A 20,584-nucleotide genomic window follows, 5' to 3' on the forward strand; every position below is an offset into this window, starting at 1 on the left:
TTTATAGTTTACCACAATAAACCCGTTCAATAAAAATAGGAATGCCGTAACGCAAGCATTCCCATTTTATCGACGCCTGTGTCGTTGGTTGCGTTAAGACACCGTATAATGCTCATTCACAATGTCCGCACAGCGTAAGCATAAATCCGGGTGATTCTGATCCTGGCCAACCGTTTCAGAAGCCGTCCAGCAGCGTGCACACTTCTCTCCGGGATGTTTCTCCACAAGTACATATACGTATTGATACTCGTTCGCTTCCGGTGCGTCATCGGTAATAACAGCTTCAGAAACGATAAACAATTGATGAACATGAGGAATATTTTCCAAAACGTCTTTCGTCTCTTGATCTTTCGGAACAATGGTGATTTTGGCTTCCAGCGATTTTCCAATGTCTTTTGTTTCACGAGCTTCCTCCAGCGCTTTCAGGACATCATTTCGCACCTGCATAAAGTGATCCCACTTCGCATACAGCTTGTCAAAGCCCGTTATGTCACGTGGTTCCGGAATATCAGTCAGTTGCACACTTTCCTCTTCCACACCGGGGATATACTCCCAAATCTCATCGGTTGTATGCGGGATAACCGGTGTCAACAATTTTACCAAGGTGGTCACAATCTCATAATAAGCTGTCTGAATGCTCCTGCGACGCTCATTATCCGCCGCTTCGATATATAAAATATCCTTAGCAAAATCGAGATAAAACGAACTTAAATCAATGGTACAGAAATTATGAATTTCCGAATAAACCTGAGCAAATTCATATTCATCGTAACTGTTCCTGACGTTTGTTAACATATTTTGCAGGCGATGCAGCATATAGCGATCTACTTCAGCCATTTCTGCTTCAGGTAACGCATCCTTTGCCGGATCAAAATCATTTAAGTTTCCAAGCATAAAACGCACCGTGTTTCTGATTTTCCGGTAGCCTTCTGAAATCTGTTTCAAAATTTCCTGCGAAATCCGCACATCAGCCTGATAATCTACAGACGACACCCAAAGACGCAATATATCCGACCCGAGCTGTTTTTGAATTTTCATCGGATCCATGACGTTGCCGAGTGACTTACTCATTTTGCGTCCATTTCCATCCAGTGTGAAGCCATGGCTAATAATGGTTTCAAATGGTGCCTTACCAGTCACCGCCACCGCTGTTGAGATGGATGAATTAAACCAGCCACGATACTGATCGCTTCCTTCCAGATAGACATCAGCCGGGCGCTTCTGATCATCCCTCTCCACCAATACGGCTTCATGGGAAGACCCTGAATCAAACCACACGTCCATAATATCCGTTTCTTTTGTAAAGGTTCCATTCGGGCTATGTTCCGATGTAAACCCGTCCGGAAGTAAGTCGGTTGCATCCCATTCAAACCAGATATTTGATCCGTGTTGTGCGAACAATTGGGAAACATGATCAATCGTTTCATCATTAATAATTGGCGTTCCATCTTCTGCATAAAAAACAGGTATAGGAACACCCCATGTCCGCTGCCGAGAGATACACCAATCTTCCCGGTCACGCACCATGTTATAAAGTCGTGTTTCTCCCCAAGCCGGATACCAACTGATTCGTTTGATTTCATTCAAAATATCCTGACGAAAATCTTTAATGGAAGCGAACCATTGCGATGTTGCCCGAAAAATCGTCGGTTTTTTTGTACGCCAATCGTGTGGGTACGAGTGTGTAATGAATGTCAGTTTCAACAGTTTTCCGTTTTCACTTAATTTATCGGTAATGACTTTGTTGGCCTGATCATAAAACACACCTTCCAATCCGGGAGCTTCATCTGTGAAATATCCTTTATAATCAACAGGAGACAGTGGATCGAGGCCGTAAGTGCGCGCCATATGAAAGTCGTCTTCGCCATGACCCGGTGCTGTATGAACACAGCCAGTACCGGCATCAGTCGTCACATGCTCACCAAGCATCACAAGCGAATCACGATCATAGAACGGATGCTTAGCGGTCATCCTATCTGCTTGGTGTCCTTGAAATGTTTGAACAACTTCCGGATTTTCCCATTCCAATTCCGCTGTGATTGTTTCCACCAAGTCATGAGCAACAACATATTTTTCACCGTTAACAGCGACAACAGCATAATCCAGTTCCGGATGGAGCGCAATACCAAGATTAGCCGGAATCGTCCATGGTGTTGTCGTCCAAATAATAAATTTCTCTCCACCATTTAATATATGTTTGCCATCCTTTACGTCAAACGCAACATAAATCGATGGCGAGCGTTTATCATGGTATTCGATCTCCGCCTCAGCCAGTGCTGATTCCGATGATGGAGACCAGTATACTGGCTTCAATCCTCGATAAATGTAACCATTTTTGGCCATGTCACCGAACACTCTGATTTGGGCGGCTTCATAATCGTTCGTCAATGTAACATACGGGTTATTCCAATCGCCGCGGACACCGAGTTTCTTGAATTGGGTCCGTTGATTATCAAGCTGACCCATAGCATATTCGGCGCACTTCTGACGAAACTCGGCTATGCTCATTTTTTTGCGGTCGACGTTTTTCTTTTTTGTCAAGGCAGTTTCCACCGGCAGTCCATGTGTATCCCAGCCGGGGACGTATGGCGCATGGAATCCACTCATAGATTTATACCGAGTAATAAAATCTTTTAAGATCTTGTTAAGGGCATGACCAATATGCAAATCGCCATTGGCATACGGAGGACCGTCATGCAAAATAAACATCGGACGATCGTTTGTCCGTTCCAGATTCTTTTCGTAAATGTGTTCATCATCCCATTTTTTCTGGCGTTCCGGTTCTTTATTTGGTAAATTCCCACGCATCGGAAACGTTGTTTTAGGCATCAGCAGTGTATCTTTATAATCCAATGTACTTCCTCCTATTCATTTTTGTTTACTTATTTAGACCACAGTCTGAATATAAAAAAATCCTCTCTATCCCGGAAAGGGACGAGAAGACTCGCGGTACCACCCTTATCAATTTAAAATCGATGTTTATTTTAAATTTACTCGATATCCGTAACGTGGATAAACCGTCCATTTTTACTCGCTTCCAAATGGACACTCGGGAGTGATTTTCTGAATGACCTTGCCGTATCAGGCTTTCACCATCCCTGATTCGCTGAAGCAATAGCAACATTCATACTGTCTCCGTCATCATGATTGTGTATTTGTTCAGACCTTTATCATAATGAATTATATGTAATATTTCGGAAAGCGTCAAGGCCTAAGCATTGCTGTCAACATAGTTGGATGTTTCTTCCTTTTCCTCTTCTGTTTCGTCATTAAATAAGTCTTCCCAATCGTTTGTATTGATCACTTCGAGTTGTGCTTCTACAAGCATTTTTAGACGGGATCGGAACACTTTGGCCTGTTTTTTCAGTTCCTCGATATCCATTTCAATTCTTCTCGATTTATTTAATGATTCATTCACAATTCGATCGGCATTTTTTTCAGCTTCTTTAATAATCAATTTCGATTCTTTTTGCGCATTGCCTTTCACTTCCTCAGCGGTTTCCTGCGCCGTTAGAATGGAGTTATTCAACGTGCTTTCAATATTCGTGAAGTGCGAAAGCCTTTCATTCAACTGCTCCACCTGCTCCTGCAATTCCTTCTTTTCACGAATGGTCATTTCGTAATCTTTTATAACCTGATCAAGAAATTCGTTGACCTCATCTTCGTCATAGCCCCGAAAGCTCCGTGTAAACTCTTTATTGTGTATATCGAGCGGTGATAATGACATACAGCCACCTCCTTTTATCCAAATTGATTCGACAAAAACAACAAAAATCCTTCATCGTGTACCGGAATTATTTTAATACAGCTACAGTGATGTTTATATGACCTTTTTTTGTATAACCGTTGTTGTGCACCAATTTGCTTCGGCCCTTTCCTCGAAGCGACAATATATCACCTTCTTGAAGGGTGAATTTTTTGTCGTCTATAATTTTATGATTCACCTTCACCAAACCTTGTGAGATCATGTCAGAGGCTTTTGTTCTGGACAATTTATAAATAGCTTTCACAACCGTATCCAACCGTAATGACGACACGGTATGCGTGGATTCTATCCAATCGGTTTTGCTTTCGATCATTGTTGAAAGCGGCTTTTCATCCAGGCGGATACTCGTTTTTTTGATAGTTGTCAAATTTGCAAGCACATATGGGATAATTTCATCGGCGACCACCATCTGAACAAGCCCATCTTCCACGATAATATCGCCCAATTTTTTACGCTTGATGCCCAGGGATAAAAATGCGCCCATGACATCACTGTGTGTAAGCGAAACGAATTTGGAATGATAGAACCCTTGCAAGAGAGCAAGTTGAAAGGTGTCTTCCGTGATCGGTTCATATCTTGGTGCAATGACAATCCGATTCCGTTCAGTAGACGGATGGCCGCCATGTTTCAACACGGTTATATCCTCTAGACTGGTCCCGGCCAACATGTCGACAATTTGCTGCTCTCTTGGATTTAAAAAGTCTGTCAGTTTCGGCTGAAAGGTCTTCTCTACATCGTCTATCCAAGACAAGGCTTGATCAATGAATGGCTTCTCGTCTTTTCGAAAATGTTGGTATATATCCATTGCAAACCGCCTAGAACCAGCCGAATAAAACCGGGACACCCATCCTGGCAAAATAAAGAACCATAATAGCAACAATCGGTGACAAATCAATCATGCCGAGTGGTGGTATTATTTTTCTGAATGGCTCAAGATACGGTTCGCATATTTTCGTCAACATATTTCCGAAGGCTGATTCACGAGCTCCGGGAAACCAGGACATGAAAATGTAAATAATCAGTGCAAAACTGTAAAGCTGCAATGCCCCGGACAATAAAACAAATAGTAAATCCATCGTCTGCTACCATCCTTTATATGATTCGTCGTTTTCTGTTAAAACATCGGTGATACTTCCGGAAACATCCACATTCTCTGGTGTGCACAAAAATGTTCCGGTACCAAGTTTCTGAATATCCCCATTCACAGCATATACGGTTCCGCTCAAAAAATCGACAATACGCTTGGCCTCCTGGTGATCAATACGCTGCAAATTAATGACCACGGCACGTCGATTAACAACATTATCAGCAATTTCCTGTGCTTCATTATAATTGCGCGGTTCACATAACACGACCTTCGAGGAAGGCTGCTGAATACTTGTTAAATTAACGACATTTTCCTTACTCCGATGGTGAGCCGTTTGGCCAGAACCGTCATCACTCCTGTTCATCTCCGTTTCATCATCCATATAGATTTCTTCTTCATCCATGGTGAAGAACGTTTTCAATTTATTCATAATGCTCAATACGCTCACTCCGTTTCCGCAGAACCAACCAACGACGATCCAACACGGATATGGGTGGCTCCTTCTTCTATTGCGATATGATAATCGTTGCTCATGCCCATCGATAAATAATCGCACGGAGCGTTCGGCAACTGTTCGGCCTGTACGGTATTCCTGAGCGACGCCAACGAACGGAAAAAAGACCGCAGGCGTTCTTCATCATCGATGTGTGGAGCCATTGTCATAAGACCGGCCACACGAATGTTTTTATAGTTTTCCAGTTTCTTAATGAACGGAAGAACCTCGTCCGGCGAAAGACCATGTTTCGATGCTTCGCCGCTGACATTAACCTGTACCAGGCATTGTGTGGGATTGGTGGCCCGTTTATCAATTTCTTTAGCCAGTGACATCCGATCCAGCGAATGAATCATATCTGCCTTGTCGATGACATCTTTCGCTTTTCGTGACTGCAATGTTCCGATAAAATGCCAACAAGCATCGTCCTGTATGTATTCGTATTTATCCAAAAATCCTTCCAGACGGTTTTCGCCAATATGAGTGACCCCGGCAGCAATCGCTTCCTGCGCCCGTTCGATGGTAACATATTTCGTAACACCGATAATGGTTATGTCTTCCGGATCCCGATTGCTGTTTGCGCATGCCTGTCCAATATGCTGACGAACATGTTCCAGATTGGTTGCCACATCCATTGTATCCATTCCTCCCCATCATAATCCATTAACAAAACCTATATAACCGAGCATTCGTCCAGTTTTTGCATAATCCCGTCGATGAGAGAAAAACAACGATTCATCACGGAAAGTACAATATTGTGTCACGTCTATATTACGACGTATAACACCCTGCTGTAAAAGAATTTCTGCATTTAATTGTTTTAAATCCAATAAAAAGCGTCCATTGCCCTGATCGGTGACTGTTTTTGCGCACCATTCATCAGGAATATACCGGATAACATGCTCATCCACTTCATAAGCCTCACCGGAAATGCACGGACCAATCACTGCGAGCAAGTCAGACGGATTCGTTCCCTTTGCTTGAAACGATTGCACCATTTTTTCGCAGATTCGATGCACGGTTCCGCGCCAGCCTGCATGCGCAATGCCGGCCATTTTGGATACAGGGTCTACGAAGTAAATGGGAACACAGTCGGCAAAGTAAGCCGTACATAAGATACCGCTTTCCTCTGTGATAAGTCCGTCAACACCAGGTAGCGCCGTTTTATAAAGGTGTGCTCCTTTTCCCATGTCCTCCGGTGTGACTGCATGAACGGTTGTTTGATGGGTTTGCTCTCCCGACACCCACGATGATAATGGAAAAGGAACGGTGGCCGTCAGTCGTTGTCGGTTGGTGACGACATTTTCCTGAATGTCCGAAACATGCATACCCAGATTCAATGAATGGAAAGGGGTTGAACTGCACCCACCCTGTCGTGTTGTAAATCCTGCTCGCAGATCCGGGCAAATGGCTTGCCACTTTTCAATCGCCAGTACAGATTGTGTCAGCTGCTGGAATGGTTCCGTCATTTGTGTCCCCCCCGGAATAATATTATTTCCATTCTATCACATTTTCGTTGCAATGGATAAATGGATTATATCATTCAACCATAGATGACAACCCATTCATCTGCTATTCGATTAAATATTGATCTGGATAAAGAGTAGGTGTACTCGTTTCCTTAACCAATATGACGTCCGTACCGATGACTTCAATATAATTCCACGGAATAATCAGTTCATCTGCTTTTCCAAACAACCCCGACTTTTTATTTTTTGCGTAAAGGATCAACGCTGTAATTCGTCCATTGGTTGTATCAATCTCCAAGTCAGAAATATGTCCAAGCCGTTTTCCGTCATTCAACATAATGACTTCCTTTATTTGTAAATCTGATAACGTCACCACGTGTTTTCACCTGCCTTATTACCCATCATATGCAGGCAGAGTCTTAAAATATTATGCTCGAATATGTTCTTGTACGATGATCCCCTCCATCACATTAAAAAATCGACACCACAAGATATGTTATGGTGCCGATAATCGTTTATCATTATACCTTATTAATGACTTCACTTAGACGATCAATACGCAATTGAAACGACTTATTCGAACATTTCCTTATTCATCTGATCAATGGCTGTTTTTTCAAGCCGGGAAACCTGAGCTTGGGAAATACCGATTTCATCCGCTACTTCCATCTGTGTTTTTCCCTGAAAAAATCGTTTGTTCAATATGGATTTTTCTCGTCCTTCCAATTGGTGCATCCCTTCTTTTAATGACAATTTATCCACCCAAAGGTAATCGGTATCATTGTCATCACTCAACTGATCCATAACATAAATCGGGTCTCCGCCATCATTATAAATCGGTTCAAACAAGGAGACAGGGTCCTGTATAGCATCCAATGCAAAAACAATGTCTGAATGCGAAACCCCCATTTCTTCCGCTATTTCCATTGGTGTTGGTTCTTTGGATGTTTGATTGATCAATTTTTCACGGACTTGGAGAGCTTTGTACGCGTTATCCCGCAATGACCGTGACACTCTGATTGGATTATTGTCACGTAAATATCGCCTGATTTCTCCAATAATCATTGGAACAGCATATGTGGAGAACCGTACATTATGTCCTAAATCAAAATTATCGATTGATTTCATAAGCCCTATACAGCCAACCTGAAATAAGTCATCACCATATTCACCCCGGTTATTAAATCGCTGAATGACACTCAGGACAAGACGTAAATTGCCGTTAACCAGTTCCTCACGTGCTTCGAGATCGCCTTCCTGCATTTGCTTAAATAATTGACGCATTTCATCATTTTTTAAAACGGGTAATGTTGACGTATCAACACCGCAAATTTCAACTTTATGTTTTGTCATATTCTACCCTCCCGGTTGGAGATGCTGTCCATGGTCAGTATCTCCCCGTGGGAGGGATTTTATGCAGTCAGGTATGGTTCACAGATGGCTTGAAACCTCTGGAATTCACGTCAGATCAGGGTCATACCATTTTATTAAATTCTTTTTGCAGACGTCGTATAATTTTCTTCTCAAGTCGTGAAATATACGACTGAGATATTCCAAGCATTTCAGCCACATCTTTCTGTGTTTTTTCCTCTTGACCAACAAGCCCGAAGCGAAGTTCCATAATTTGTTTTTCTCTCGGATTCAACTGGTGAAGCGCATCTTTTAACAGATGTTTATCCACTTTTGATTCCATATCTTTCGTTGTCACATCATCATCGGTTCCCATCACATCCGACAAAAGCAATTCATTGCCGTCCCAGTCAATATTCAACGGTTCATCAAACGATATTTCGGATTTTAATTTATTATTTCTCCTCAAATACATAAGTATTTCATTTTCAATACACCGTGATGCATAGGTGGCAAGCTTGATTTTCTTTTCCGGGTTAAATGTATTAACCGCCTTAATCAGCCCAATCGTTCCAATGCTGATGAGATCCTCAATGTTAATACCAGTATTCTCGAATTTGCGGGCAATATAGACAACTAAACGAAGATTACGTTCAATAAGCATAGCTCTTGCTGTTTTATCTCCGTCTGTCAGCAATTCCAGCAGTCGTTGTTCTTCTTCCTTCGACAATGGCGGAGGAAGAGCTTCACTGCCACCTATGTAATAAATTTCATCTGTTTTCAAACCGAGTTTAAATAATAATTTATACCACCATAAACGCAATCGAAGTCTTAGTAATGTCACATTGAGCCGCTCCTTTTTGCTAGTTTTGCAATCAATGGCAGTATAAGCCATTTAACGTTAGTTTCCGAAGAACCTCGTCAAGCCGTTGTCGCTCTTGCCATCTTGATAAGCTGTGGATGCAGCAGACAATGGTAGGACTGATCTTTCGAAAGTGCTGCAAATTGAATGCCTATCAATGCTTTGTGTGTCACAATTTCTTTATCGTCATACTCAATGACGATTTTATCCGGTTTCAATGCCAGCATAAATGTGCGATTGCCGTCCACGCCTTGATATGGAACAATCTGACACTTTTTTTCCCATTTTATTGGAAGTTCTTCAAAGTCGAGTGTTTCATGAGCCGTTTTCAATGCGTGCCAGTCATTTTCTGTGAACCATTGTTTCAAAAAGTGTTGATCACAAATGATGACCGGTTTTTTTGTTAGTGGGTCCGTTAATTGGTTGCCACTGTCAATATAGGCTGTTGTTGCATGTTCCCATTCTTTAATTTGAATGCTGATGGGGCACAGTTGATCATAACGGATTTTTTCCACGGCATGCTTGTCCATACGGATCTTTGTAAACAACCATGAAAGCGGGAATCCAATCACGACAAACAGCCAGCTGACCGGATCCCCATAACCGCTGTTAAATGTGAGAATGCCATTCGCTGACAGGTTGACCGGATTTTGAACGAGAAAGTGTATGGCTATCAATCCACCTCCTATGGAAAACGTTACAAAATAAAATAAGAAAAACAATTGCATCATCCGATAAATCGATCGAAATGAAAAGCTGCAAACAATAATCATGACAGAATAAATAAGTTTGCCGATCAGACTAGTGAAAAATGAATCTGGATAATAAATCGACACTGGAACCAATAACGAAGCAATAAATGCACCAAAAATAATACGCGGTTTTCCTGTGCTGTCTTTTGCGATGGCTTGCGTAAGCATAAGAAGCATCATATCCAGCAATAAATTCAGTAGCCAGACAGCATCAAGATAAATGGTCACATCCTTCTTCCTTTCTTGGAGCTGATCATTCACATCGAGTATAGAAGGATTGGACAGCAAAGTCTGTCAATTCGTGTAGGACTATTGGGGCTAATTTTATCTGCTTATCAGAGACTTTGTCGGAGATAGCTTATCGGGATAGCACTTAACGTTTTGAGCACAAAAAACACCACTATGGCCGTTTATACAACATTGCCATAGTGGTGTTTTTTGGACCCACTATACCGATTCGCATTCGTTTTGTACGAAAAATATTTACCTGTCAAACGGGTTGATTTAACGATTACGGTTGCGGTTACGCAAAAAGGTAGGGATGTCCAGTTCATCGTCCTGCTGATTTGGACTCGGACGGTTTTGCTGTTGCTGGCTTTGCTGTTGGTTTTTCCCCTCTTCATGATCACTCGAGCCATCGTCTTTCTCTCTTGTCGCTGCTGTCTGATTGTGACCGATGGAAGGACGTTGCCGTGTTTGATTTTCTTCCTGACTGGATTCGTCAAATCCAGTAGCGATAACCGTAACGATCAGTTCGTCTTTTAAGTTCTCATTTATAACCGAGCCAAAGATAACGTTTACTTCCTGGTCTGCTGCTGATGTCACAAGATCAGCAGCTTCCTGCACTTCATACAAACTCAAATTCTCGCCGCCTGTTATGTTCATCAGTACGCCATGAGCCCCATCAATCGAGGTTTCCAGAAGTGGGGACGAAACAGCTTTTTTCGATGCTTCAGACGCTCGGTTTTCACCGGTGGCAATACCAATCCCCATCAGCGCAGACCCTTTATCAAACATGATGGTCTTGACGTCAGCAAAATCCACGTTAATAAGGCCGGGTTTGGCAATCAAATCAGAAATGCCCTGCACACCCTGGCGCAATACGTTGTCTGCTTCCCGGAACGCTTCCAGCATTGGTGTGTTTTTATCCACAATTTCAAGAAGACGGTCATTCGGAATAACAATAAGTGTATCAACATTTGCTTTTAATGCATCAATACCTGTTCCAGCCTGTGTTGATCTCCTTTTTCCCTCAAATGTAAACGGACGGGTTACAACACCAACAGTCAGTGCTCCCAGATCCTTTGCTGTCTGAGCAATCACCGGAGCAGCACCTGTTCCGGTACCTCCGCCCATACCAGCTGTGACAAAAATCATGTCTGCTCCCTGCAAAGCCTCTTCAATCTGTTCCTCATTCTCTTCAGCAGCTTTCCGACCCACTTCCGGATTCGAACCTGCTCCGAGCCCGCGTGTCAGTTTTTCACCCAATTGCAACTTTGTTTCCGCATTTGACAGATTGAGAGCCTGTGCATCCGTATTAACGGCAATAAATTCAACGCCTTCCACACCATGTTCAATCATACGGTTGACAGCATTGCTTCCACCGCCGCCAACGCCGATGACTTTTATTGTAGCAAGTTGGTCCATGTTTGTATCAAAATCTAACATACATCCGTTCCTCCTAATATGCTGACTAATATGCTGAATTCAACGTATTCAAATGCTCCGAACCATGGCGCGGCGACAAGCAAACCATCTATCCGGGAGCATTGCTTAAACCGATTATTCGCTTAATCAAAGAAATACTTAAACAGATTGGCCAGTCCGGATTCTTTTTTCTTGTTTTTGGCTGGTTGATCCTCTTCGGGCAACTGTTTTGAACGTTTTGTCCTTGTTGCCTTTACGTCATCCTGTTCCGGTGCTACTGATGGTAATAATTCTTTTCCCTGTATTTTCGCATTACGGTGGGCAAATTGCAAGATGCCTACACCGGCGGCAAATTGTGGTTCACGCACGCCTATGTAGTCGGGAATGGCAATACGGACATTTGACTGGAATAAATCCTGTGCCAATTCAAGAACACCCGGCATTTTCATGGTACCACCCGTCAACACGTACCCTCCCGGCAATTGTTGGAAACCCATGCGCCGGATTTCCCGCTCAGCATAAGCATATATTTCTTCAAGACGCGCCTCTATCATATCAGCAATCTGCAGCTGGTTATATGTTTCTGAGTGATTGCTGCCTATGATAGATACATCGAAAGTCTCGTCTTCCTGAGCATCATCATAAAACCCATGCCCATAATTCCGTTTAATATCTTCTGCTTCCTCGGTTGATGTGCGCAAGCCAATGGACAAGTCTTTCGTTATATTGTCCCCTCCAAGTGGAACAACGCTTGTACTTGCCAAATGTTCATTTTGAAAAACAGAGACAGTGGTGGAACCGCCTCCTATATCAATTAATGTCACACCAAGACTTTTTTCATCTTTTGATAAGGCAACTGTCCCAGCTGCAAGTGGTTGGAGGCAGATATCGGACACGTTGAGGTTGGCACGTTCCACACATTTCAGAATGTTATGTAGGACGGTTTTGGAACACGTAATAATGGTTCCTTCCATTTCCAACCGCACACCAATCATCCCGCGCGGATCCGTTATTTCATCCAGTCCATCAACAATAAACTGCTTCGGAGTAACATCAATGATTTCACGCTCCGGCGGAATGGAGACCACTTGGGCACCGTCAATAACGCGAGTAATATCGTCATTGCCAATTTCCCGATTTTCGCTCTGAACAGCCACAACGCCGTGACACGGCTGCAGTTGTATATGCTTGCCGTCAATACCGACCACAACGCTGTCAATTTCCATGCCTACCATTCGCTCCGCTTGTTCAACGGCAGTCCGGATAGACTGGACCGTCTGATCAATATCCACAATTGCACCTTTCTTCATGCCATTGGAGTGTGCTGTCCCTACCCCGATAATATTTAGGGTATCATTTAAAACTTCGCCAATGATAACTTTAATGTTTGATGTACCTATGTCAAGACTCACTAGTATTTCGCTGTTATTCAAAGAAAGGCACCTCCTGATCGAGAAGCATACGCTCAACCGTCCGCAACATATGCAGCCGGATGGATTATCTTACTCTATTATTAGCCTTTAATCTATTATTTTAAAGGAATTATCACAAAAAGAAAATATGTATCCATTAATTCGACATAAAAACAATAAAATCCTTTTCATTCATCGTTTTATATCAGTCTAATTATCATGACTGGATCGCTCTCCTGCCTCTGATTCCTTGCTTTCGAATTCTTCAAAATAGGCCCCGACACCAATATGAAGAATCCCTTCTTTATCCGGATCCAACTGGGAAACAATGGATGGATAAACACTTATCTTATCCGCAAAATGCCGGATAGTCCCATCCACCAAATTTCCGTCATTCATATAGAGCAGAATGTTATGCTTATTATCCTTTTCCGGCTTCCAATGTATTTCCGATATGAGCTTGCGGATGCTCACGGGCAATGAACGAAGCTCTTTTGCCATATCTTTCAAATAAGTCTTTTCAGAGAAGTTTATAAGGAGCGGGGCATTTCCATTCGCCGTTGATGACTCCGGTCGTTCTGTCAATACGTTCCCGTTACCGAGAACCGGATAAACATCATCATTCTTATGGACATAACCGACCAGCTCTGTTTCAGTTATATGCAATTCAATTGTCCAAGGCAATTGGCGCTCTACATCCACATCTTTGATGGCGGGATTGGAAGATGCTGCCTGTATTATTCCATTTTTATCAACAGTCCAAATGTTCGTCCCCTCAGATAAATCAATGGCTTCTTTAACGCGCTTGTCGCTTACAAATGAATTGCCGGTAATCGTAATCGTGCGGACATCGCTTAATGGGGACTGAAGATAAACAATGACGGAAAGCAATAGGAAAAAAATAGAAACATAAAATAGAAGACGGCGATTTGCTTTTTTCTTTCGTTCTTGCTTTAGGGTTGGTATGCGATCCTCAATGGAAACAACATTCTTTTTCCTCAATTCTATTTCTTCCTTTGTCAGGTAATTAATATCTGTGAAATGATGAAAACGGCACGATACCATGCCGTTTTATCACTTTCCATTATAGCACATATGAAGATAGAATATGTAGTAAACTTGTACCAGTTTTTGCAAATCTATCTCTATTATAATTTCGCATACCGGCTGATATTCAGTAGAATTCCGGCCAAGCAAAGCGTCAATGTTAAAGATGATCCGCCATAGCTTAAAAACGGCAAGGTGACCCCAGTGACAGGAATTAAACCAATAACAACACTGATGTTCATCATAACCTGAATGGTAAGTATCGCTACAATACCAAGGGCTAAAAACTTCCCGAAGTTATCAGGAGCCTGCAACGCAATGCGCATACCTCGCCAAAACAGCAGCACAAACAATCCAATCACAAAGGTACTGCCTAGAAAACCAAATTCTTCACCAATGATTGCAAAAATAAAATCATTCTGCGGTTCCGGAAGATAAAAATATTTCTGAATGCTTTCTCCGAATCCGAGCCCCATTAACCCCCCAGGGCCAATGGCATACAAGGACTGGATAATTTGAAACCCATCACCGCTCGGATCTTCCCATGGATTTAGAAAGGCTGTAATCCGACTGATGCGATATGGCGCGGAAAGAATCAGACCGGCTAATCCAATGAGTCCAATCGCCAAAATTCCTGCAAAGTGCTTCACTTTGGCTCCTGCTGCATAAATCATGATCATACACGCCGCAACAAGTACAGCTCCTGTTCCGAGATCCGGCTGGAGCATAATGAGGCCGAATACCGTAAATACGAGAAGAAGACACGGTAAAAATCCTTTTTTTAAAGACGTAATAAATTTTTGGTGCATCGTTAAATAAGCAGCTAAATAGATAATCAAACCAAGCTTCATAAACTCAGACGGTTGCACACTGAAAGCACCGACGCCAATCCAGCTTTGCGCCCCGCCGCGTTCCATACCGATCCCCGGTATCAACACGAGCAAAAGCATGATAAAGCAGACTAAAAGAGCGATATGGCTGTATTTTTTCCATGTAGTATACGGAATGGCCATGAAGAAAACCAGTGCAACAACACCTATGCCACTGAACAGCAATTGCCGTTTTAGAAAAAAATACGGATCAGCATACTTATATTCCGCCCAAATGTAGGAAGAACTATAAACCATGACAGCCCCTATTGCGATTAACATCAGAATGACGGCAAGTAATGTATAGTCCGGTGCATTTTTAGACTTGAACAAGTTCCGTAGCATGCAAACACCCCGTTCCGAAAGGTTGGAATAGGGGCGTCGTTTCCGTTTTCTGTTCCGGATGTGCCCGGAATGGACATCTAGTAATAGCCAGGCTGCTGCGTTATGATACCAACACCTGCTATGCTTGTGTCTGAAACAAGCCCCTAATCTATTTTATGCACAGCTTGTTCAAACATGTCTCCTCTTTCTTCAAACGTGCGGTATTGATCCCAGCTTGCACACGCAGGGGACAACAAAATAATATCTCCACGTTCCGACTGAGTGAAGGCGAGTTTAACAGCTTCATCGAGATGGTCTGTTGTTTGTATAAACGGCACCGCTGCTTCAACAGCGATTCGCTGCAGCTTTTCTTTCGTTTCACCAAACAGAACCATTGCTTTGACGTTGTCTAAATACGGCTTCAGATCATCAAATTCATTGCCTCTGTCAAGGCCACCTGCAAGTAGAATCACCGGGTTTTGAAAAGCGGATAGGGCCTTCTGCGTTGCCAGTAGATTGGTTGCTTTAGAATCGTTGTAAAACAAGCGTTCGTTGATCGTTGCAACATGCTGAAGACGATGCTTAACACCCGAAAACGTCTGCAATACATGCCGTATCGCGTCATTAGTAACCCCACTTAATTTGGCAGCACATACGGCAGCAAGTATATTTTCCAGGTTATGATCGCCGACAAGGACGATATCTTTTTTATCAGCTATTTTTTCTTCATTAAAATAAATGCAGGTTTCATCCGACCATGCACCATGTGTCACTCGCTGTGAAACAGAAAACGGAATCTTTATAGCAGCTGCATCCGCGACTGACGCATTCACGACTGGATTATCGGCATTATAAACGAGATAATCATCACTCGATTGTTCAGCAAATATATTGCATTTTGCCTGTCTGTAATTTTCAAATGTTTTATGATAGTCAAGGTGGGCCTCATAAATATTCAAAAGAACGGCAATGTTTGGATGAAATGTGTTGACACCCATTAATTGAAATGATGACAATTCCAGGATTAATGTTTCATTGACCTGCAATGTCTGTGCCACGTCTGTTGCGACAGAACCGATGTTACCGGCTAGCTTTGCCGTTCGATCCCCTTCATTGATCATTGCTGTGGTTAATGTTGCCGTCGTCGTTTTACCGTTCGATCCGGTGATTCCGACGATATCATTATCTACAAGAAGTCCTGCCAATTCAATTTCAGTCAATATGGGAAGTTCACGTTGTACCGCTTCTGTCAATATCGGGTGATCATAGGAAATTCCGGGATTTTTAATAATCACATCCATATCGTCCAAAACAGATAATGGATGGGAACCGGTAATCAATTCCGCTCCAAGGGCGTGCAAGTCATCCAGCACGTCTTCATCCGGTGCTTGCTGATCGTTCACCCGAACCTTTCTCCCGGTCGACAATAAATACTTTGCTGCAGCTGTTCCACTTTTAGCCAGTCCCAATACAAGCACACGACTGTATGGGAAATGTTTTAATCCTTTCAAACGATCCACACCTCAATGTATACACCCAATGCTGCAAAAATCAATCCCATCAACCAGAATGTTGTCACGACACGCCATTCCGACCACCCAAGCAACTCATAGTGATGGTGCAGCGGGCTCATTTTAAAAATTCTTTTTCCGGTTGTTTTAAACGAAATCACTTGAATAATGACGGATAGCGTCTCCAGCACAAACACACCGCCAATAATAACTAAAATAACTTCCAGTTTTGTCAATATGGCGACAGCAGCAATGCTGCCGCCTAGAGCAAGAGAGCCGGTATCCCCCATAAACACCTTCGCCGGGTGGGCATTGAACACCAAAAAACCGAGCAGGGATCCGACGGCCGCCAGTGAGAAGATGGTCACCTCTACTTGTGGAAATCCATACCACGCCAAGACCCCAAACGCACCAAATGCGATGGCAGCTGTTCCTGCCAGCAAGCCATCCAGTCCATCGGTTAAATTGACAGCATTGGACGCCCCGACAAGCATGAAAACAATCAGCAATGCATAGCCCCAACCAAGTTCAAATGTCACGGGTGTTCCCGGAATATGAATATACGTCGCAAAATCGTGGTATCTTAAAATAATATAGAATACGAGTGCAATAATCAGCTGCCCCGCCATCTTCTGTTTGGACGTCAGCCCCAGATTTCGTTTCATTGCAATTTTGATAAAATCGTCCAGAAAACCGAGCAGCCCATAGCCAACCATGACGAACAAGAGCAGCCATAATTCATAACTAACAGCACCTACACCCGTTTTACTGATCATAATCAGGGACGTTGCCGCTACACTGACAACAATCATCATGCCGCCCATCGTCGGTGTGCCTGTTTTTTTCATATGGGATTGTGGGCCCTCTTCTCGGATGCTTTGTCCAAACTTCAGACGCCGCAGGAATGGGATGAAGATGGGTGATGTCAGGACGGTTATTAAAAAAGCTACGGCGATTGTTATTATTAATACAACGATATTCACTGTCAATCCTCCTCTTGCAGCGACCGCCCAGGATACTATGTTGACTCAGCTATTTGCTCGATATAGGATTCAAATTGCATGCCCCGGGATGCTTTGAAAAGAATAAGCGTTCCCTGCGCCATATAGGAGTCAATAGCTTGGAGCAACGTTTCTCCGGATGTGAAGTGTCTATTATCTATTTTATCAGTGCGTTCACGGACAGCCTCTGTTATAGATGTCGCCTGCTCACCAAACGTAAAGACAGCATCAATCGATTCATCAATTCCGCTTGCAGCTGATTGGTGCAAGTTTATTGCATCTTTTCCGAGTTCAAACATATCACCTAGAACCAGCACCTTCCGGTTAAACCCTTCCATCTGTTTAACCACATCAATGGCTGCTTTCATGGATGTCGGGGAAGCGTTATACGCATCATTAATAATGGCTGATCCGTTCATTCCATCCAAAAACTCAAAACGCATCGACGTCCATTCCAATGTCCCGAGCGCTGTTTTTATTGTATGATCAGGTATTTTCAAACGTCTGGCCACGGTGACGGCAAATGTAGCGTTCAATGCATGATGGCTTCCAGGAAGCGGAATCGAATACACGTCTGTTTCATGATTGAGCTGAAATTCAGTATGTTGGTTCGTTAAGGTCACGTTTTGAATAACGGTATCATTGGATGAATGGAATCCGCACAAAATAGTAGGTCCGTGCCATGTGGTTTTTTGCAACAACGGTTCATCCCCATCGATAATGAGATACCCGTCACCCGGCATTCCCCGGATAATTTCCATCTTTGCAGCAGCAATGGCTTCTCTGGATCCTAATTGAGCGATATGCGATTCACCAATATTGGTGATCACCCCATAGTCAGGTTTGGCAATGCCGGTCAGCGTTTCAATCTCACCACTATGATTCATACCCATTTCCACAACAAGCACGTCCGTTTGTGCCGGCATGGATAAAATCGTGAGAGGGAGGCCAATGTGATTATTCCAATTGCCTTGAGTCGCATGAGTCCGGTACGTTTCGCTCGTAACAGCTGCGATCAAATCTTTTGTTGTCGTTTTGCCATTGGAACCGGTGACACCGATAACGAGTGGATCTATTTTTTGCCTGTACGCTGATGCGAGTTGTTGCAGGGCTGTCAATGTATCCTCAACAAAAAACACCGGAAAATCTGCTGGCACATCATCCGGCAATGGTTTCCCTTTTTCCCACAATGTTGCTACTGCCCCGTGACGAAGTGCTTCCTTCACATAATCATGACCGTCAAAATGCGCACCGGACAACGGAACAAACAGTGAGTGGTGCATGTCTTTGCGACTATCCGTCACTACGTCATCGATCGCGATTCCATCAGACGGGGAGTTAGGAGACGGGCCCCCCTGGTGGTCACTGAATAATGTTGTAAGCCAACCGGTTGTAAATAGCATAATCTGTCCCCTTTATCATCATCAAACACATAAACAAACAAGTGTTGCCGGATTAATGTCCAGCATACACTTGCATAGCTTGCCTTGCTACGTTACGGTCATCAAAATCATATCTAATATCGCCAATTTCCTGATAGGTTTCATGCCCTTTACCGGCAATCAGTATAATATCACCTTTTTCAGCAAGTTGGACGGCATGAGTGATCGCATCGTTACGGTCTTCAATAACCTCAAAACCATCTCCGGTCAAACCACTGGTCATGTCGGCTAAGATCGCATTCGGATCCTCTGTTCGAGGGTTATCAGACGTAAATATAACATGATCGGCATGTGATGTGGCGACTGATGCCATCATTGGGCGTTTTTGTTTATCCCGATCACCACCACAGCCAACAACAACATACACGTTATTTTCCACGAACCCGTTAATGGTTTCAAGCACATTTTCCAACGAATCCGGTGTATGAGCATAATCCACAACCACGGCAAAATCGGTATGGCCATGAACAGGCTCAAACCGTCCGCTTACCCCTTTCATCTGCTTTAATGATTGTTGAATAACGGAAAGAGGAACTCCCGCACTAATTGCTGCGGCTCCGGCTGCAAGCATGTTGTAAACATTGAATTGACCGATCAGGTTGCTGTCAATCCGAATCGAACCGACCGGTGTTTCCATCGTGAAAGTCGTGTGGGTCACATCAAGTTCGATATTTGTTGCTCGGACTTGTGCAGACGGCTCACAGCCATAGGTGACGACATGCTGTGCCGTACTTTTCCGTAAAACGACAGACGCCGGATCATCATCATTAACGACAGCGAATTTTTTTCGATCACTCGCATACGTATTTCCGAGCTGTGCAAACAATAGACTTTTAGCGTGCAAGTAATCATTCATATCCTTATGATAGTCGAGATGATCCTGCGATAAATTTGTAAACACGGCTATATCAAAATCGCAACCATGAACACGTCCCAGATCCAAAGCGTGTGATGATACTTCCATAACCGCTGTATCAACATGGTCCTTTTGCATTTGCTGAAATGTTTTTTGCAGTAACAGAGCATCTGGAGTTGTATTGTTTACAGGATAAGCATCCTGGCCGATCTTCATTTGAATCGTTCCTATCAGCCCTGTTTTCCGTCCCCATTCGTTCAGAATGGATTCCAACAAATATGTGACCGTTGTCTTTCCGTTTGTGCCTGTCACACCAATAAGAGGAAAATGACGGGTCGGATTTCCATGGAATGCTGCGGCAAGAACAGCTGCCGCCCGCTGAGTACTTTCCACATGGATAACCGGTACGGACGTATCCATAGGTTTTTCTGCTAAAATAGCGGAAGCACCATTGGAAACGGCTTGTTGAGCAAAATCATGACCATCCACTGTATACCCTTTGACACAGACAAACAGTCCGCCGTCTCCCACCTTTCTCGAATCGGCTTCCAAGTGAGAGATTTCCATATCTCCCAACGGTTCCGATACATTATAAAATGGCAAAACGGAAAGCAATGGTTTCAATTTCATGATTATCATCCTATACTTGCATTATTTTTCCCAATCGATACCGAAACACGGCAGGTGCTTCTTGAC

General features: G+C 43.3%; 19 protein-coding genes and 1 other annotated feature. All 19 genes read right to left on the reverse strand.

All coding sequences use genetic code 11. The annotated features are described in order from the left end of the window. Positions 1-93: 93 nt before the first annotated feature. The 19 genes from ileS to ABDZ72_RS12400 all read right to left on the reverse strand — a co-directional run bounded on the left by ileS (position 94) and on the right by ABDZ72_RS12400 (position 20,518). Positions 94-2,853 carry an isoleucine--tRNA ligase gene (ileS, locus tag ABDZ72_RS12310; protein WP_343753513.1) on the reverse strand — a complete coding sequence of 920 codons (2,760 nt, stop codon included), beginning with the start codon at positions 2,851-2,853 and terminating at the stop codon, positions 94-96. 74 nt (positions 2,854-2,927) lie between these two features. After that, positions 2,928-3,151, reverse strand: a binding site (T-box leader). Positions 3,152-3,211: 60 nt separating this feature from the next. Beyond that, positions 3,212-3,727, reverse strand: a complete 516-nt coding sequence (locus tag ABDZ72_RS12315) for a DivIVA domain-containing protein (protein ID WP_343753515.1) — start codon at positions 3,725-3,727, stop codon at positions 3,212-3,214. Positions 3,728-3,794: 67 nt separating this feature from the next. Next, a complete protein-coding gene (locus tag ABDZ72_RS12320; RefSeq protein ID WP_343753517.1) occupies positions 3,795-4,571 on the reverse strand; it encodes a YlmH family RNA-binding protein in 777 nt (258 codons plus the stop codon). A 10-nt stretch (positions 4,572-4,581) separates the two neighbouring features. Then, positions 4,582-4,842: a YggT family protein gene (locus ABDZ72_RS12325; RefSeq protein WP_343753520.1), complete on the reverse strand. Its 261-nt coding sequence runs from the start codon at positions 4,840-4,842 to the stop codon at positions 4,582-4,584. A gap of 6 nt (positions 4,843-4,848) precedes the next feature. Then, a complete protein-coding gene (locus ABDZ72_RS12330; protein ID WP_343753522.1) occupies positions 4,849-5,292 on the reverse strand; it encodes a cell division protein SepF in 444 nt (147 codons plus the stop codon). Between the two features lie 5 nt (positions 5,293-5,297). Further along, complete coding sequence (locus ABDZ72_RS12335; RefSeq protein WP_343753524.1) at positions 5,298-5,981, reverse strand: YggS family pyridoxal phosphate-dependent enzyme; 684 nt, start codon at positions 5,979-5,981, stop codon at positions 5,298-5,300. Positions 5,982-5,999: 18 nt separating this feature from the next. Then, on the reverse strand, positions 6,000-6,815 hold the full coding sequence (gene pgeF / locus ABDZ72_RS12340; protein ID WP_343753526.1) for a peptidoglycan editing factor PgeF: 816 nt from the start codon (positions 6,813-6,815) through the stop codon (positions 6,000-6,002). Positions 6,816-6,918: 103 nt separating this feature from the next. After that, positions 6,919-7,191, reverse strand: coding sequence for a YlmC/YmxH family sporulation protein (locus ABDZ72_RS12345; RefSeq protein ID WP_343753528.1), 273 nt, complete (start codon positions 7,189-7,191; stop codon positions 6,919-6,921). Positions 7,192-7,388: 197 nt separating this feature from the next. Further along, positions 7,389-8,168: an RNA polymerase sporulation sigma factor SigG gene (gene sigG / locus ABDZ72_RS12350; RefSeq protein WP_343753530.1), complete on the reverse strand. Its 780-nt coding sequence runs from the start codon at positions 8,166-8,168 to the stop codon at positions 7,389-7,391. Positions 8,169-8,289: 121 nt separating this feature from the next. Next, positions 8,290-9,009, reverse strand: a complete 720-nt coding sequence (gene sigE, locus ABDZ72_RS12355; RefSeq protein ID WP_343753532.1) for an RNA polymerase sporulation sigma factor SigE — start codon at positions 9,007-9,009, stop codon at positions 8,290-8,292. 77 nt (positions 9,010-9,086) lie between these two features. Continuing rightward, positions 9,087-10,007 (reverse strand): sigma-E processing peptidase SpoIIGA, encoded by a 921-nt coding sequence (gene spoIIGA / locus ABDZ72_RS12360; RefSeq protein WP_343753533.1) that lies wholly within the window; start codon positions 10,005-10,007, stop codon positions 9,087-9,089. A gap of 276 nt (positions 10,008-10,283) precedes the next feature. After that, entirely contained in the window at positions 10,284-11,447 is a 1,164-nt protein-coding gene (ftsZ, locus tag ABDZ72_RS12365; RefSeq protein ID WP_343753535.1) for a cell division protein FtsZ, read from the reverse strand. A gap of 122 nt (positions 11,448-11,569) precedes the next feature. Continuing rightward, positions 11,570-12,859 carry a cell division protein FtsA gene (ftsA, locus tag ABDZ72_RS12370; protein WP_343753537.1) on the reverse strand — a complete coding sequence of 430 codons (1,290 nt, stop codon included), beginning with the start codon at positions 12,857-12,859 and terminating at the stop codon, positions 11,570-11,572. A 189-nt stretch (positions 12,860-13,048) separates the two neighbouring features. Beyond that, a complete protein-coding gene (locus tag ABDZ72_RS12375) occupies positions 13,049-13,840 on the reverse strand; it encodes a cell division protein FtsQ/DivIB (protein WP_343753539.1) in 792 nt (263 codons plus the stop codon). Positions 13,841-13,986: 146 nt separating this feature from the next. Next, entirely contained in the window at positions 13,987-15,099 is a 1,113-nt protein-coding gene (gene spoVE / locus ABDZ72_RS12380) for a stage V sporulation protein E (protein WP_425542380.1), read from the reverse strand. Positions 15,100-15,242: 143 nt separating this feature from the next. Then, positions 15,243-16,589 (reverse strand): UDP-N-acetylmuramoyl-L-alanine--D-glutamate ligase, encoded by a 1,347-nt coding sequence (murD, locus tag ABDZ72_RS12385; protein WP_343753541.1) that lies wholly within the window; start codon positions 16,587-16,589, stop codon positions 15,243-15,245. Then, entirely contained in the window at positions 16,586-17,572 is a 987-nt protein-coding gene (gene mraY, locus ABDZ72_RS12390; RefSeq protein ID WP_343753543.1) for a phospho-N-acetylmuramoyl-pentapeptide-transferase, read from the reverse strand. The genes murD and mraY overlap by 4 nt, the downstream gene beginning before the upstream one ends. Positions 17,573-17,607: 35 nt before the next feature. Beyond that, complete coding sequence (locus ABDZ72_RS12395; protein WP_343753545.1) at positions 17,608-18,993, reverse strand: UDP-N-acetylmuramoyl-tripeptide--D-alanyl-D-alanine ligase; 1,386 nt, start codon at positions 18,991-18,993, stop codon at positions 17,608-17,610. A gap of 52 nt (positions 18,994-19,045) precedes the next feature. Next, positions 19,046-20,518, reverse strand: a complete 1,473-nt coding sequence (locus tag ABDZ72_RS12400; RefSeq protein ID WP_343753547.1) for a UDP-N-acetylmuramoyl-L-alanyl-D-glutamate--2,6-diaminopimelate ligase — start codon at positions 20,516-20,518, stop codon at positions 19,046-19,048. Between the last annotated feature and the right edge of the window lie 66 nt (positions 20,519-20,584).

Origin of the sequence: Lentibacillus halophilus (assembly GCF_039522485.1) — a bacterium.
In the GTDB taxonomy this organism is placed as follows: domain Bacteria; phylum Bacillota; class Bacilli; order Bacillales; family Amphibacillaceae; genus Lentibacillus; species Lentibacillus halophilus.